This is a genomic window from Commensalibacter sp. A3DC, assembly GCF_047307945.1.
GTDB lineage: Bacteria > Pseudomonadota > Alphaproteobacteria > Acetobacterales > Acetobacteraceae > Commensalibacter > Commensalibacter melissae.
The window spans coordinates 1-16718 of record NZ_JAXOQA010000019.1 but is presented as its reverse complement, the minus strand read 5'-3'; the positions used below and the strand labels follow the sequence as shown (position 1 = coordinate 16718).

The window sequence follows — 16718 nt, the reverse complement described above, 5'->3', positions numbered from 1 at the left end:
TAATTTAACGTATTTAAATTCCCTTTTACGGATATGATCTACAGCTCCTCTCCAATCATGGCAGGGGATTTACCCAGACTTAGATCTGGCGTTCGATGATTTATAAGATCATCGATTAATGTATTATAATTATTTAAATAAATATCCATTGAAAGAGATCGTTCAGCCTCTTCCCGAGAAAAATGTCTGATTTTACTTGAAAGATCCTTATTTTCTAGAACCTCCAAAACATTATCAGCAAGTTTTTCTTTATCAAAAAAAGGTGTCAGAATTCCAGTTTTCTGATGAACAATAAATTCTTTGACTGGGTCAGTATCACTTGCAATAATCGGACAACCCATCGCCATCGCTTCTCGTAAAGACCACGATAAAACAAAAGGATAGGTCATATACACATGCGCATCTGACCGTTTTAAAAGTTTGCAAAAAACGGGATAAGACAAAAGCCCGGCAAAATAAATTCTAGTGGGATCCAGCTGATTACCCAACTGTTGAAGAAAATAGTGTTTCCAGGTCAATTTACCAGGAAGCGCAGCACCATAACTGACTTGATCCCCACCAACTATAACGATTTTTGCGTCTGGACGTTCTTTTAAAATTTTGGGTAAGGAGCGCATAAGAATATGAAACCCTCGATAGGGTTCCAATCCACGGGCAACATAGGTGACCAATTTATCTTTGGGGTGGATGATGAAATCCTCGAATTTCATTGTATGATTATATATATCTGCATCAGGACTGCAAATCTTTAAATCAACCCCTTCTCTCAACACTGTAATTTGTCCACGCGCCCATTCAGGATAGGTTTTCCACTGAAACAACGTAGGGGTCTGTCCCCAACCTGGATTATTCGCAGAGATTAAATTAATGGTATTCTTGATTCTGACCCGTGACGGAAGCAGTTCATCAGATAAAAATTCCGGATCAAATTTAACATCCAATCCATCTGAATGATAATAGAACTCACAATATTTCAATATTGGAACATCAGGATAAATATCCTGAACATTCAACATCTCCCCCCATCCCTGATGACCAATAATGATATCAGGGACAAAACCTAGCTGTTTTAATTTTTTAAGAGTTTGGTAAACTTCCTCTCCTCTTTTAACGGCCTGATGCAATTCGTTCAAGGAAGAGTGCAATTCATTTACGGGATCAATTTTACCGTAAAAGACATTCCGAATTCCCCCAATTGTTCGCCTCGTCACTTGACTGACAAAAACAATTTCATTATCAGGCTTTCCCGCAAGATATTTTATTATATGTAAATACTGACCGGGGAAATTTTGATGTATGAATAAATATTTCACAATTTTAACGAGCTAATTCAATAATTATTAATTAAACATAATTAATTTTTGTAATCAATATTGGTTAAAATCAGCTTTCAGTTTTTTTCTGATTAGATGAAGATTTATGTTTAGCATTTTTAACCTTGATATTAGTTCTTGGTTTTATACTCTTCACATTGCTAGAACTAACATGAGTTTCAGGGACTTCCTTGCTATTTTTTCCCTTGTCATGATCAATCAAATCCAGGCTAAATGCCTCTAGAGGCGCAATGGTTTCCGATGAAAGAATGGTATCATCATCGACAGGACCTAATTTAGTTCCATCTATAAAGGTTGCTTTCACGGATAAGGTATATTTTTTCGCGGCATCACCATTCAATCTAACACGCAAACCGCACAAGGGAAGTGACATTCCTCTACTTCCACAAAATTCATTACCCTTATACCAGGGAGAAAACCACCCTTTTCCCAATACAGCCTGATATTCAATATCTTCTGGCTGTATACGATCATCTAATGACAAACCGAATCCTTCAATCCATGTTTTACTGTCTGGAATACCAATCCAATCTCCAAGTTCGACACTAACGTCACCAAGACGTTGAACATGGGCGACAACACGCATTTTGCCTTCTTTTTCAATTTCATTCTGTTGTTGAGCGACCGCACGCTTTGACTGTCTGGCTATTTTTTCATTGATACCCGAATTTTGATTGCCCAATCCATTTGTCAAATTATTTGAATTATCATTTTCAGAAGCATCATTAAGTCGAATAACCTGTAATTGAGGTGCGGGATAATTATTTGATGGATTCCGATAAACTGTTACAAGAACCAAACCAGCATCTCCCGAAATACGTACTAGAACAGCATTTTTTTCAGCGCCTAGCCACCCATCATTTTCAAAAGTCTTGATCTCAACTGTAGCATTCTGTTTGAAGGGAGGAACAGAAATACGCAGGCCGGGCAAACCAAATTCATCAGCCGGAATTTGATTGGCAACATGATAAATACAATATAATCCAGTGTCCAAACTCATTAAATGACCATTTACATTTAAATCAATAATTCGTTGTTGATACTGATTATTATTTGATTGATCATCAGACTTTGACATTAATATATTTCCTTTTTAAAAGATGGCTAAGTATAGCAAAGTTAAAATAACTAAATAATATTTTATTAAAACTAATAAAAAATTAATAATTTCTCAAAACAAATTTTAATTTTTATTTAATGACCAACATATTTACATTCTTTTAATAAAAAATCATTCTGTTTGGCAATAGATAAATTTAACGAAATGACATTTCCTCGTCCAGTTCGCTTAATTCTTTCAGCAATAGCACCAATATCGTAACTTATTGTCCTCAATCCAGCCCGCCAAGCAATGCTTAGTGAATAACACCAGGTTTCCGGACAAATTGACGGGAAAAATGCAAGATCAGCCTCTTGTTCCCGCACCATGGAAACTGCCTCTTCCTCCTTATATTCTCCTGTTACAAATATGCGACCGGAACGCATTAGCAAATCATCATCCACGGAACGACCAACCAATACAAACTCAATCGGCAAATCACGCTTATCAGCATCTTGAAGTAAGGCAAGAATGACATCAAACCCTTTTTCCACTCCAATCGCACCTATTAAGCAAATACGGAAACGATTTGAACTATTATCTCTAGCTTTGATCTTTCCATTCAACTGGCAGGGTTTTTGAGAAAAGAATGTTAATTGTTTCATAGTGAGATCAGGACGATCGTCTTCGAGAAATTTTAACGCCAACTGTCCCAATTCTGGAAAATGTTTTGAAACACGTTCAAATGCATCATTGGAAGGCACATAAACAGCCCTTGCCTGTTTTAATTCCTTCCATGAATCATGCCACCATTTTTCCATATCAATGAAATTAGGGCTTTTTTCTTCCTTCCACAAACTATTTACACAATTTTGACAAATCTGCAAATCATTCGGATCTCCACAATAATGCATGGTTTCATTTAACAAAACGGTTCTCGGACAAAAAATCAGATAGTCATGAATATATACATCATAAGGTTTATTTATTTTAAGTAATAAATCTGTCATCAATTTATGATGTTTTTTCAAATGATGTATTTCACACGAATCTACAGAAAGAAATTGTAGAAAATTTAGGCATTTTTCGAATTCATGAGGAAAATAAAAAATTAGATTGGGAAAAATCAGGTTTATTTCTTTTTCCAAATTTCTTTTTGATTTGAATTGAATTTCAATCTGACAGCCATCTCCCAAAATTGTCGGTCTGATCAATACTGGAATAAAACCTTGGGAACGTAAAATATCTGTTCTTTCTTGAACCGCCCTTTCCACCCCTCCACCAAATTGATGCGTGACCAGTAAAACAAATTGATACTTCTCATGACGTTTCTTTTGAGCATCAAGCAGGATTTGAATTCTATATAGATCAATATTTCGACGGAATGGCAATAACGGATCATCACGTATGAAATCCTGTACCATTTCATCATATCCTGGATAAAGCCGATTGAGAATTTCCGTATTTCTTTTCCCCAATAGTTTTTTTGCATACGCAAATGAAACACCCCCTTTATGTCCTATAAAACAATCAGCTGCCAAAACATGTTTCCAACCCAAATGCCGTGCACGCATGCAAAAATCATTTTCCTCACCATATCCCTGGGCGAATAAATCCTCACGAAACAATCCTGTTTGCGCCAGACAGTCATGTCGAATAAACATGCAAAAACCATGTGCCGTAGGTATCTCTATTAATTGATGCTCGTTTATTTTTTTAAATATTTTTGAAAAATGAAAAATTGTTTGATTATCAGGCATCAAATTCTTCTTATCGTGATAAGGATAAGAATAAATACCCGCATCATTTGAAAAAGGAGTTACCGTTCCAATATTTTCTTCCTGATAAGCGGCCCGACAAAGCGTTTCGGTCCATTTCCCTCCTACAAAGGTATCACTATTCAACAAGATAATATCGTATCCAGGCCAAGCCTTCATACCACTGTTAACAGCAGTGGGAAAACCCTTATTTACCTTATGATTAATGCAAAAAACTTGCTGGTCATCTATGAATTCCTTTAATGAAACAACCAATTCCTTATCAGGAGAAGCATCATTAACCAATTGAATCTTTACATTTTCCGGTACACTATTCAATACGCTCTGAAGTGCATCCAATGTTATCTGTTTTCCCTTATAAACAGGTATGACAATAACTATGCCCTCTGATGATTTTTTAAGTATTACTGGGTCATATCCTTTATATACTGCTTGAACAGGAAAAAAATGAGCAACATTTGAAATTTTAATATTTTTCTTATGGTATGCAGGGGTTTGCATATGAATTAAAAAAGTTTTTGCCCTGAATTCCAAGCTAGGATCCAAAGGACTACCAATTAAATGACGCAAAAACTCATCTTGAACAGAATACATTCCAGCAGAAAAATCATGAATGGAAATTCTAAAAGATTTTGCCTGTAACAAAGGTGTTTCAAGAGTAACAACCTCAATATCATCCTTGGGTTGAAATTGATGATAAATCTTTCCCTTATAATCTTTTATAGTGATCAAAGGTATTCGACTGGGCTCGGCTGGACACCAAACCCACCCGATTAATGTTTCATTCTTAACCTCTACAAACCCAATTGTTAGATTAATTGACTCCAAATCAACAGGACTGCCTACAAAAGGAACACCATCTTGTTCAATACGTAATTTTTTATATTTTTTCTGCCAGCCTGAAGGCAGGATAATTTTTGGCTGATTTGTTTTAATAAATAATTGATTATCCAAATAAATACTGACTGGATAATCATTAAATGAATCTATCCATATTTCATTTAATGAGCCCTTGATACAACAACAGCCGACAATATTTGAAACCTGTTTCAAGAGATTAATAGTTAATAACCATGTTTCCGGGGATGGACTGTAATGAGAAAGAAAATAATTCAAAATTTCAATTAATTGTTTTGAGGATTTGCGAGAAGAATAAATAACTGCTTGTGCTATCCAGCCTTCATAGAAATCATATTGCTTCAATAAAGGCTGCAATAAATCATGGGCACCCTCTAAATTACCAGTTTTTAGATTTAAAACTGCCAAATCAAAGATAATGTTCGGATTGCCTCGTGTTAAATGATGCGCTCTACACATCCATTGAAGTGCAATCTCAATTTGTCCATTTTGCTTAGCTTCTTGGGCTTTTGAATATGCAATCTGTGCATTCTTTCTTAGTTTTTCGAGCCCTTCTGCTTTTTTTCTAGCGTAAACCACTAATTGTGCTTTATTTTTTCCTGACACAACGCCTCACAATTAAGCAATTAAATATAAATTAGCTATGTGTCTTGAAATATAAACAAACCGGGAGCCACTTCCACTTGTTTATTTTTAACAGGTTTCAAATCTTGCTGATTTATTTCCTCATCTAGTGCATTCAATACCAACCCTGCTTCTTTTTCCCCATTATCTTTTGCTTTTTCAAACCAATAACGCGCTTTAGCTATATCTTTATTTCCCGCTAAACCGTCATATAAATAACGTCCCAACATCAGCTGAGCTTTTGAATGACCCAATTCAGCAGCTTTTTCAAACCATTTTTGAGCTTCCTGCCTATTTTCCCTTAAATGATTTCCACCCCCATAAATTGCACCCAATGAAAACATGCCCGATGCATCACCTTTTTCAGCAGCCTTTTTAAAAAATTCTAAAGCTTCCTGAATATGAATTTTTCCATCTTCCGTTTTCCCTTCCGACAAAAGGGAAGCCCATAATAATTGCGCTTTGACTATCCCATGCTCCGCTGAAGACTTGATCCATTTACAAGCTTCTTTAAGATTTTTTTCCCCTGCAATTCCCTGCAACAACATGCGCCCATACCAATATTGAGCTTCTGCATCTTCATCACAACAGATTTGCAACCACTTTTTTGCTTCTTTTTCTTTGTTTAAATCAACTTCAGAATTTTTATTGTTTGTCAATGCCATCGCTAATTTTAGCATAATTTTCTTATTGCCTTTTTCCGCTTGGGGACGCAAATAATTATCGACGACTTCTTCTACAGAAATATATTGAGAATTTGTAAGAGCGATTTCGGCAAGAATATCTAACGCTGGCAAATATCCTTTATCAGCAGCAAATTTATAAAGATCAATTGCCTTATCTACAGCCTTAACAACTCCTAAACCATTAAAATATAAATATCCCAAGGCAAAAGCGGCACCAACATGCTGTTTTTCTAAAAACGCAAACTGATACCATTTTATAGCCTCAGTATAATTAGGTGGTATATCCTTATTACCTGATGCCAGCATATCGGCCAATACCGAAGCAGCCTCTACATCCCCACCTACGGCAGCACGTCTTAACCAAGTTTCAGCTTCAATGAAATTCCGCTCAACCCCATTTCCTTTTCGTAAGGCAATGCCGTATAATGCTTGAGCCTGTCGGATACCCAATTCCGCAGCCTGTTTATACAACTGAACAGCATATTCATGATTAATTTCAACCCCCTTTCCAGTTTCATACATAATAGCCAAGGTATAAATCGCCGTACCAAGTCCATTTTCAGCTGCAACTTGCAATAATGCAGCCGCTTTGGAAAAATCATCCTGGGTTTTGCTAATTTTTAATAAAAATAATCCTTTCCCCATATAACCTTGCGGTGAACCTTGGGAAATTGACTTATCATACCATTTTATTATTTCATCAAATTGATTTTGTTCAGATGTGATTTCTGATAAAAGGTAAGCATAGAGGGCCTGACCATCAGCAGACCCATTTTCAGCTACTTTTTGAGCCCAATAACGAGCTTTTTCATAATCGGTTTTTAAGTCATCGGAAACTTTAGCCTGTTTTAGGGTAAATATATCATGTCCCGTTACTGCATTAAGTTCGGGAAGTCCACGCATATATAATAATGCAAGCATATATTCAGCGTCATTATAGCCAGCTGATGCCGCACTTTCAAACCATAAAGACGCTTCTTGCAGGCTAAAAGCAACTCCATGTCCATTTAAATAACATAAAGCCAGGTAATATTGAGCTTCAGGGGATTTTAAAGATGCGCCCTGTGAAAAACAATTATATGCTGAAACATATTCTTTTCTTTCATAATGTTTTTTCCCTTTATTCAAAAGTTTTTGAATTTTCTTTTTTCTGACTTTATTCAAGGGATTAAAAAAAACACGCATCATAAATTTCCCAATTCAATTTCACCTTATGTTTTACATTACTGTGGATCACGCATTCCTTCTGTTAACTTAGGTACAATACCATTCATTAAATACTGAGCCGCTGTTCTTTTACCAACATGAACATCAGCTGTAACAGTAAGCCCAGGGGTTGGATGAAAAAAATTCGGTATACTGTGCAAAGTGTATTTATTGATTTTCAATCTTACACGATAAAAAGGTTTTTCTCGAAATTGTAAAGGTGCTGCACCCCGACGATTACTCATATCCTGACCTGTATCACCAGGCTGAAAGACATCGGCACTAACATTTGTTACAACTGCTTCCGCTCCACCATATTGCGTATAGGGAAAAGTATCAAATTTTATAATCGCTTTATCACCCAACTTCATATATCCAACATCCGCATCTTGTACAGCAGCTTCAACCTCCAAACCTGTACCGACAGGCACTAGAGTCATAAACGGCATTCCAGAATTTAGTATAGAACCAACAGAACCTTTTGAAATTGATAGTACGATTGCATCCTGTTCGGCCCTCATCAAGACTTTTTTACGACGAAGTTTTGCCTTTTCATACTCTCCCTTATCTTTTGCCAGTTGTCTTTGAATTAAAGTTAGATTCTTATAAACTTCACCCTTCCAACTTTCAATGTAGGCCTGTTTATCAGCCAATAAAGATGCTATTTTCTTTTGCGTGGCATTCGCTGATTGTTGTGCCGTTATTAATTTATCCTCAACATCCATTAAAGTATCTTGCGAACCCAAAGTTGATAAGCGACTTCCCACTTGTTGTTCCTGCAATTTTTTCCGCATCAAATGAATATCAGATGCAACTTGTAATCTCCCTTTCAATACAGCAGTAGTTGCGAGAAAGTTTTTAAGTTGAAACGATTGTTCGTTGATTTTCTGGTTGAAACCATCAACTTTCGCATCATACTCAAGTTTTCTTTTTATAAAACTATTCCCCTGTTCTACCGAATAAGGATTAGATGGGTCCACTGTATAGTTTTTATTAGCAGCTTCGGCCTGCAAACGGTCAAATTCAGCCTGTCCACTTTCAACTTGTAAACGTTGATTATCAATATCGGCCTGTTGAATTGTCGGATCCAAATGAGCCAAAACCTGTCCTTTCGTTACAAAATCCCCCTCTTTAACATCAATTGATTTAATAATACTCTCTTCCATTGGTTGAATTAACAAAGGTGGATCCACTGAAACCAGTCGACCTTGAGCTGAAACCACTTTGTCAAGTGGAAACACACATAACGCGATAATGGAAAAAAGCGCCAAAGCTCCAATAACCCAAGTAATATACTGGGCAGAAGCCGTTGGCGGCATATTGATAATAGCTGCAGTAGGTGAAGTAAACTCTAGTAAAGCTATCGGCATATCAGCTTGAGATTCTGTCTCGTTATCTGCTGCAGGCAAATATCCTTCTGGTATACTTGTCTGTTCATCAGTCAATGAAACATCTTTTTTTTCTGAAGTTTTTTTTATTTTTTTTTCAATAGTATCTGTCAATTCATTAGAAATATTAGACTTTTCATTGTTATTTTCAGAATTCACATTTCCTGGCAACTGATTTTTATGATTATCATCCACCATTTTATGTTCCTTCCGTAATTACAGGGTTCTGGGCTTCATTCTTTTTTGAATGCTTTCTCTCATCAACATGTCGATTTTGCTGCAACCATAAAGTACGATAAATTTCGCAGGTTTCTAACAATTGTTCATGTGTTCCAATTGCCTGCATTTCACCCTGATCCATAACCAGTATTTGATCACAATTAACTAATGATGATAATCGATGTGAAACAATAACCATCGTTCTTCCCTTGGCAATTCGCTCCAAATTGGCATTAACCAATGCTTCACTTTCAGGATCAAGAGCGGATGTTGCCTCATCTAGAATCATTAGTTTTGGGTCTAGAATAACAGCTCTTGCAATTGCAAGACGTTGCCTTTGTCCTCCTGAAATATTCGTTGAACCCTCTTCGATAAAAGTGTCATATCCAGCGGGCATACGTTCGATAAATTCTTCAGCGCCAGCCATTCGTGCTGCCCAGATAACCTTTTCCATTGTCAATCCGGGACGTCCAGCGGTAATATTATCCCTAATTGTTCCACGAAACAAAAAATTATCCTGTAAAACAACACCAAAAGAGCGTCTTAAATGGGTAAGATTGATTTCACGCAAATCTACACCATCCAGCCTTAGAAAACCTTCATAATTTCGGCTAACGCCTTGTAAAAGACGCGTTATAGTGGATTTACCGGATCCACTTCGTCCTACCAAACCCAACATCGTACCTGCTGGAATTGAAAAATTTAAATCCTTTAACGCCCGACTACTTCCCCCGGGATATGTAAAATTAATATTTTCAAAGGATAGCGCACCAATAATCTTTGGTCTTAATCCTGTAGTCAACGCTTTTGTTTCCGTTGGATTATTTAATATTTCCCCCGCTTGAAATAATGAGGTTTCTACTTCTGTTATTACGGTCATTAATTTAGCCAATCCAACGAGAGGAGCCGCGACACGACCTCCCAGCATCATAAAAGCGACAATTGCACCGGCATCAACTCCCGCTGTTGGATTGGTTATACAAATAAAGGCACCAATAAGAATAATCCCTCGATTGATAAAGAAATCCAACGGCATAACCAATGTTTCAGGCCAATTTTGCATACGCGTTGTTGATAACCGCCATTTACAAACCTCAGCAACAATATTATCCCATTCACGACGACGGGAAGGTTCCAAAGCTAAAGTTTTAACAGTTCGTATACCCGCAACGGTTTCATACATTGCTGATCCACGTGTCATTTCCGCTTCAATACGGTTACTATAATAATATGTTAAGGGTTTAATAAAAATAACCACAATTAAACCTATTAAACCTGCTGCAACAACGGTCAGCCATGCTAAAATAACACTAATGTAAAATAAGAATGGTAAAATAACAACTAATGTAAACAAATCCAGAAAAGTTGTCATTAAACGGCCCGTGATAAAATCTCGCACCTGATATATCTGAGAAACCTTTCCGATCAAACGACCAGTCTGTTGTCGTTCAAAAAATTCCAACGGTAAAGAAAGCAAACGATTATAGGTATGAATTGAAATACGAGCATCCAAACGTGTTGCCATAACGTTGGTAATCTCTCGTCTGGCATAACTAATTAAAATTTCATAAAAACTTAAGACAATCAACAATCCACTAATCGATACCAGTGTCGCCATTGATTGAAAAGCAACCACCCGATTTACAACCTGCATCACTATAAAAGCAGGAAAAATTTGCAAAACGCTGATTATCATCGAACTTATTGAAATATCACGCAAGGAGGCACGTTCACGCAATACCATTTTGAAAAGCCATTTAAAATCAAGCTTATCTTCACTTTCAGACAGGTTTTTATTTTGCTTTACAAGAAGAATATCACCTGTCCATGCCTGCCTTAAACGGACTTCTTCAACAGGAATAGGAGGTTCACCCTCTCCCTTCAACGGATCTCTTAAAAAAACAATCCTTTTTTCAGGATTGACACCCACCATCAATCCTGCGGAACCATCCTTAAACATTAGTACTATGGGAGGTGAATTGTACAAGCGTATCAAATATCGCCATTTCAAACGCATCCCTTTAGCAATCAGCCCCTGACTATTCAGCCAGCGTGCCAAGGTTGCCGGGGATGGAGAGTCTTCACCAGGCTCAGCTGCAAAATCACGTATATCAAGATCAACCCCATGATATTTTGCAGCTGCCATTGTTGCCCGTAAACGAATCATCATTGGGGAAAGCTTCTGCGTTTTCCCTTGATTATTGCTTTGCCCTGCTCCTGACTGTATGGAGCCCTTATCTGGTTGATCCACCGATCATCCTTTATCAATTAAATTAACAAAATATTTTACAAATTTTTAATAAGGACAGCTTTTTTTAATATGCAGTCTTCATTATCATAAATTCATTTGACCATTAAAATAAACAATAAAATCATTTCCTTAATTAACTATATCAATTAATGCTTTGCAATTTTTCTGCCAAAATATCATTATCATTTTAATAATTCAATTCTTTCCATGCTGAATATGCAATAAATACTATAATGAGTTTTACCCTATCATTCTTTTCACATATCTTCAAACCGAACTTGGAGTATCAAAATTAATTCAAATAATTAAAATGCGAAATGGACCTCTTATTCTTTTTTTTTATTTATTTAATAAATTTCATTTTATTAAAATTATGGTAGATATTTCAATTGAGTATCCTGATTTTAATAAATAAAAAATGCTAACATCAAGGTTTTCTATGTCCAAACAAAGTCAGCTTTTGAATCAACTTCATGAACAGATTCTTTTATGTGATGGAGGAATGGGATCTATCATTCAAGCACTTGATCTCGATATTAACAAAGATTTTTGGGGAAAGGAAAACTGTACAGAAATCCTTAATTTATCTAGACCCGATTTGATTAGGGATATTCATAAACGCTATTTTTCAGCAGGTGCAGATATGGTGGAAACAAATTCTTTCGGAGGATCTTCCATCACCCTATCCGAATTTGACCTTCAGGACCAAACAATAGAAATCAACAAACGTGCCGCTGAAATTGCCAATGAAGCCGCAAATTCATTTGCTGATAAAAAAAATAGATATATTCTTGGATCAATCGGACCCGGGACTAGACTACCCTCCTTGGGAAATATTGATTATGATTCACTTGAAGACGCTATTACAGAGCAATGTAGAGGTTTGATTGAAGGAGGTGTTCACGCTTTTTTAATTGAAACATGCCAAGATCCACTTCAAATCAAGGCTGCTGTAAACGCAACCAAGATAGCATTAAAAGAAGCTGATATTTTTTTACCAATCTTTGTACAAGTAACCATTGAGACAACAGGCACCCTTCTTGTTGGAAGTGATATCGCTGCCGCAGCGACCGTCATTGAAGCGTTGGATGTTCAAATGATGGGAATGAATTGCGGAACAGGTCCTCGGGAAATGGCCGAGGGTATCAAATGGCTATCTCAATACTGGCCGCATTTAATTTCAATGCAACCTAACGCAGGATTGCCAGAACTCGTCAACGGTAAAACGCACTATCCACTCTCTCCAGAAGAAATGGCCGTTTGGATGTCCCGATATATAAAAGAACAGAAAATAAATATGATCGGTGGTTGCTGTGGAACTAATCCTAATCATATTGCTGCATTTGATCAGATGCTCAAAAACGAAGCGGCTTTGGGGGGATGCTTCACAGACCGACCAGCCTGTATACCCAGAAGTTCAATATGGATTCCCTCGGTTTCAAGTCTTTTTACCCCCACACCTTTAAGACAGGAAAATAGTCTGTTTTCGATTGGGGAACGCTGTAATGCCAATGGCTCTAAGAAATGGCGTGATTTACAGGATCAACAAGATTGGGATGGATGCGTTACAATCGGTCGTGAGCAACTTAAAGAAGGATCAAATGCCCTGGATGTTTGTATGGCCTTTGTAGGTCATGATGAGAAAAAGGATATGAAGGAAATTATTCCTCGCTTCACGTCATCTATCAATGTTCCTCTCGTTATAGATTCTACTAGTTCGGAAGTGATTGAAACTTGTCTTAAACTTCATGGTGGAAAACCCATCATTAATTCAATCAATTTTGAGGATGGTGAAGAAATAGCGGCTCATCGTTTAAAACTGGCCCGTAAATTTGGTGCCGCTGTTGTTGCATTAACCATTGATGAACAAGGAATGGCACGAACACCTGAAGACAAATTACGAATAACCCGTCGATTAGTTGATTTTGCCTGTAACAAATATGGCCTGCCTCACTCCGATTTGATGATTGACCCTCTTACCTTTACTATTGCCACCGGAGTAGAAGATGACCGTAAACTGGGTTTATGGACCTTACAAGGGATCAAAGCCATCCACGATGAATTTCCTGACATTCAAATTGTGCTCGGATTATCCAATATATCATTCGGACTTAATCCAGCCGCCAGAGCAGTTTTGAATTCTGTTTTTCTTTATCATGCCCAGAAAATGGGAATGACAGCTGCCATTGTTCATGTTTCTAAAATACGCCCCATGCACCTTTTGGACAAAGATGAAGTTAAAGTCATTGAAGATTTGATTTTTGATCGAAGAACTGATGATTATGACCCACTCAAAAAAGTTTTAGAAATTTTTGCCGATCGTAAAGCCACACAAGTGGCAACTCGCGCTGTCGCTACCACCATTGAAGAACAATTGCGTAACCGAATTGTAGATGGAAATCGCAAAGGTTTGGAGGATGATTTAAAAAAGGCGATGGAAACCTATGCCCCCCTTGAAATAATCAATTCCCTTTTACTTAATGGCATGAAAACGGTAGGTGAATTATTTGGATCTGGGAAAATGCAGCTTCCTTTTGTCTTGCAATCTGCCGAAACAATGAAGGCAGCCGTATCCTTTCTTGAACCTTTTATGGAAAAGAAAAATAATGAAACCAAGGGTACGATGATCTTGGCAACGGTGAAAGGGGATGTACATGATATTGGCAAAAATCTTGTCGATATCATTTTAAGCAACAACGGTTTCAAGGTTGTCAATCTAGGCATTAAAGTACCTGTAGCAGACATGATTAAGGCAGCAAAGGAACATAATGCTGACGCGATCGGCATGTCTGGATTATTGGTCAAATCAACTGTTATCATGAAAGAAAACCTTGAAGAAATGGCGCAACAAGGCCTCAGCATACCTGTCCTACTCGGAGGAGCAGCTTTAACACGTGCCTACGTTGAAGAAGATTGTGCGGAAATCTATAAAAGAAATAACGGAATGGTTGCCTATGCCAGGGATGCCTTTGATGGTTTGACACTTATGGAACAATTAACCCATGGTGATTTAGATAATTATCTTGCTGCCCAAAAAATCAAAAATAAAAAACCCAAACGTCCCGAAAAAAAGGAAAAAACCATTGTAGCTCCTTTTTCCATGAAAGAATCATCCTTGCGAAGAAATAAAATGACTTCTCACGAACCTCCCCTCAATCCACCATTTTGGGGAGCGCGAAAGTTAGAAACCAGTTTAAAAGCTGTTTTACCCTTCCTAAACGAACGTTCTTTATATCAATTGCAGTGGGGAATGAAAAAGCAGGGAAAAACGCTGGAAGAATTCCTGCAAGATGCGAAAACAAATTTACGACCAATCCTATATAAATTGATCCAACAATGTGAGCAGAAAAAAATCCTTCAACCACAAGCCGTTTATGGTTACTGGAAAGCCGCTGCGAGCGCTGAGGACCTAATCCTCTTCGATAGGGATGGGAAAACCGAATTGTGCCGATTTACCCTTCCAAGACAGCCTGGCAATCAACGCATTTGCATCACTGACTATATCCGGGATTATAATGATCCCATTCGTGACGTAATTGGCTTGCAAATTGTCACTGTAGGTCAAAAAGCTTCAGACACAGCCAGAATCTGGTTTGAAGAAAACCATTACCAGGATTATTTATATTTGCATGGTTTATCTGTTGAAATAACCGAGGCAATGGCTGAATATACGCATCAACGAATGAGGGCAGAGCTAGGTTTCAGTAGTGAAGATGATCCTGATATGAACAAGCTGTTGATGCAAAATTACCGCGGGTCCAGATATTCCTTTGGCTATCCCGCTTGCCCTAATCTTGAGGATCAAAAATATATATTGAATCTTCTTGACGCAAAGCAGATTGGAATCTCCCTATCTGAAGAATGGCAATTGCATCCAGAGCAGTCAACGTCAGCTTTGGTAATTTTTCATCCTAAAGCAAAATATTTTATTGTATGACAATAAAAATATGAATTTCATTGACGCAATAAACATTCACATTTAATTTAGGTGACAAAATTTAAATTAGGTTAAAAACTTTTTTAACTATGTCACTTAAAAATTTTATAATCTGCAGAACTGAAGAAGAATCTTCTTTATGCTATCTAAACCATCACCTCTATATGGTTCAGAAAAAAAACAATCACCACCCTGTTTATTTGTCCACAACTGATATGAAAACAGGATTCATCCATGATAAAAAAGACCTGTTTGATCATGTTATTATAAAACATCAATTTCCCGGAAATTACTCTTTTATTTCCCGACGATTAAACTGTTATTATTATAATATTCCCATTACAACACATCATCATCAAACATTATTTCAAACTGTACAACTAAAAAATAAACAATGGAAGAAATTCAAGCTTCAAAAAGCACATAAAATAAAATTTGATATAAACCAATTCAACACTTTGATTAACAAAAAAATGAACAATTCTGTTAATCTGTATTGGTGGCGCAACAAACAGTTCACAAATATAGGTGATGAACTAAATTTATATATTATTGGATATTTAAGTAAAAAAATAATATGTAGAACCAATTTAAAAAACACAGACTTAATCGGAATAGGCAGCATTTTAAACTGGGCAACACCAAGAAACAGAATTTATCCTGTATGGGGGAGCGGAACTCTTTCACCTTCCTCATTACCTACTGAATTATTCAAGATTTCTTTATTACGTGGACCATTGACCCATGAATCCTTAACTTCACATAAATGTAAATTACCTTATGGGGATCCTGGATTAATATGTGACCGTATATATAACCCCAACAAAGAAAAAAAATATGACTGGGGTCTTATTGTTCATCACAGTCAATATAAAAAGAGTTGGGTAGAGCAAATATTACAAAATACACCCAATACTCTTTTTATTGATATCACCGATCCTGATATTAACGTTTTTATTGACCAGCTAAAATCCTGCAAATATATTGCATCCAGCAGTTTACATGGACTTGTAATTGCAGACAGCTATCATATCCCAAATATTTGGTTGTGGGATAATAAATTGCATGATGGCGGAAAATGGAAATTCTTTGATTATTTCGCAGGCATACATCGTACAGAAATAAATTTTTATAACCCCGTTTTATTCAAAAATTTAAATCATATTCCGTTAAGACAACTTGATTTAAGCTATTTTGATAAACTCGAAAACACCAAAAACCAAATTATTGATAGTTTTCCGTTATAAATCATTCCATAATAAAATTTAAAATTAGCAAAACGGTATTTATTAAAAAATATAATCAATTATTAAATTAACAATAATAAATAATTAATTTAAATCTTATATTTATATTCAATAACATTGTGATAAGGTTAGAATAATTTATAATTTACAT

Annotated in this window: 8 protein-coding genes; 2 read left to right on the top strand and 6 right to left on the bottom strand. The window is 36.6% G+C overall.

The window, feature by feature from the left end; translation table 11 throughout:
• Positions 1–38: 38 nt before the first annotated feature.
• The 6 genes from U0839_RS03640 to U0839_RS03615 all read right to left on the bottom strand — a co-directional run bounded on the left by U0839_RS03640 (position 39) and on the right by U0839_RS03615 (position 11383).
• Positions 39–1313 carry a glycosyltransferase gene (locus tag U0839_RS03640; protein WP_198193409.1) on the bottom strand — a complete coding sequence of 425 codons (1275 nt, stop codon included), beginning with the start codon at positions 1311–1313 and terminating at the stop codon, positions 39–41.
• Positions 1314–1383: 70 nt separating this feature from the next.
• Positions 1384–2412: a hypothetical protein gene (locus U0839_RS03635; RefSeq protein ID WP_155565127.1), complete on the bottom strand. Its 1029-nt coding sequence runs from the start codon at positions 2410–2412 to the stop codon at positions 1384–1386.
• A gap of 116 nt (positions 2413–2528) precedes the next feature.
• Positions 2529–5615, bottom strand: a complete 3087-nt coding sequence (locus tag U0839_RS03630; RefSeq protein WP_413550099.1) for a glycosyltransferase — start codon at positions 5613–5615, stop codon at positions 2529–2531.
• Between the two features lie 35 nt (positions 5616–5650).
• Complete coding sequence (locus tag U0839_RS03625) at positions 5651–7507, bottom strand: hypothetical protein (protein ID WP_413550098.1); 1857 nt, start codon at positions 7505–7507, stop codon at positions 5651–5653.
• A gap of 35 nt (positions 7508–7542) precedes the next feature.
• On the bottom strand, positions 7543–9111 hold the full coding sequence (locus U0839_RS03620; RefSeq protein WP_155565124.1) for an HlyD family type I secretion periplasmic adaptor subunit: 1569 nt from the start codon (positions 9109–9111) through the stop codon (positions 7543–7545).
• Between the two features lies 1 nt (position 9112).
• Complete coding sequence (locus U0839_RS03615) at positions 9113–11383, bottom strand: peptidase domain-containing ABC transporter (RefSeq protein ID WP_370533579.1); 2271 nt, start codon at positions 11381–11383, stop codon at positions 9113–9115.
• Positions 11384–11822: 439 nt separating this feature from the next.
• On the opposite strand from U0839_RS03615, the gene metH reads away from it, so the two are divergent.
• A complete protein-coding gene (metH, locus tag U0839_RS03610) occupies positions 11823–15320 on the top strand; it encodes a methionine synthase (RefSeq protein WP_413550096.1) in 3498 nt (1165 codons plus the stop codon).
• Positions 15321–15484: 164 nt separating this feature from the next.
• Positions 15485–16567, top strand: coding sequence for a polysaccharide pyruvyl transferase family protein (locus U0839_RS03605; protein WP_413550095.1), 1083 nt, complete (start codon positions 15485–15487; stop codon positions 16565–16567).
• Positions 16568–16718 lie beyond the last annotated feature (151 nt).

Bases quoted from the DNA above. Each gene is read 5' to 3' on its own strand.
- U0839_RS03635 (WP_155565127.1), bottom strand. From the start codon at position 2,412: ATGTCAAAGTCTGATGATCAATCAAATAATAATCAGTATCAACAACGA.
- U0839_RS03625 (WP_413550098.1), bottom strand. From the start codon at position 7,507: ATGATGCGTGTTTTTTTTAATCCCTTGAATAAAGTCAGAAAAAAGAAA.
- U0839_RS03620 (WP_155565124.1), bottom strand. From the start codon at position 9,111: ATGGTGGATGATAATCATAAAAATCAGTTGCCAGGAAATGTGAATTCT.
- metH (WP_413550096.1), top strand. From the start codon at position 11,823: ATGTCCAAACAAAGTCAGCTTTTGAATCAACTTCATGAACAGATTCTT.
- U0839_RS03605 (WP_413550095.1), top strand. From the start codon at position 15,485: ATGGTTCAGAAAAAAAACAATCACCACCCTGTTTATTTGTCCACAACT.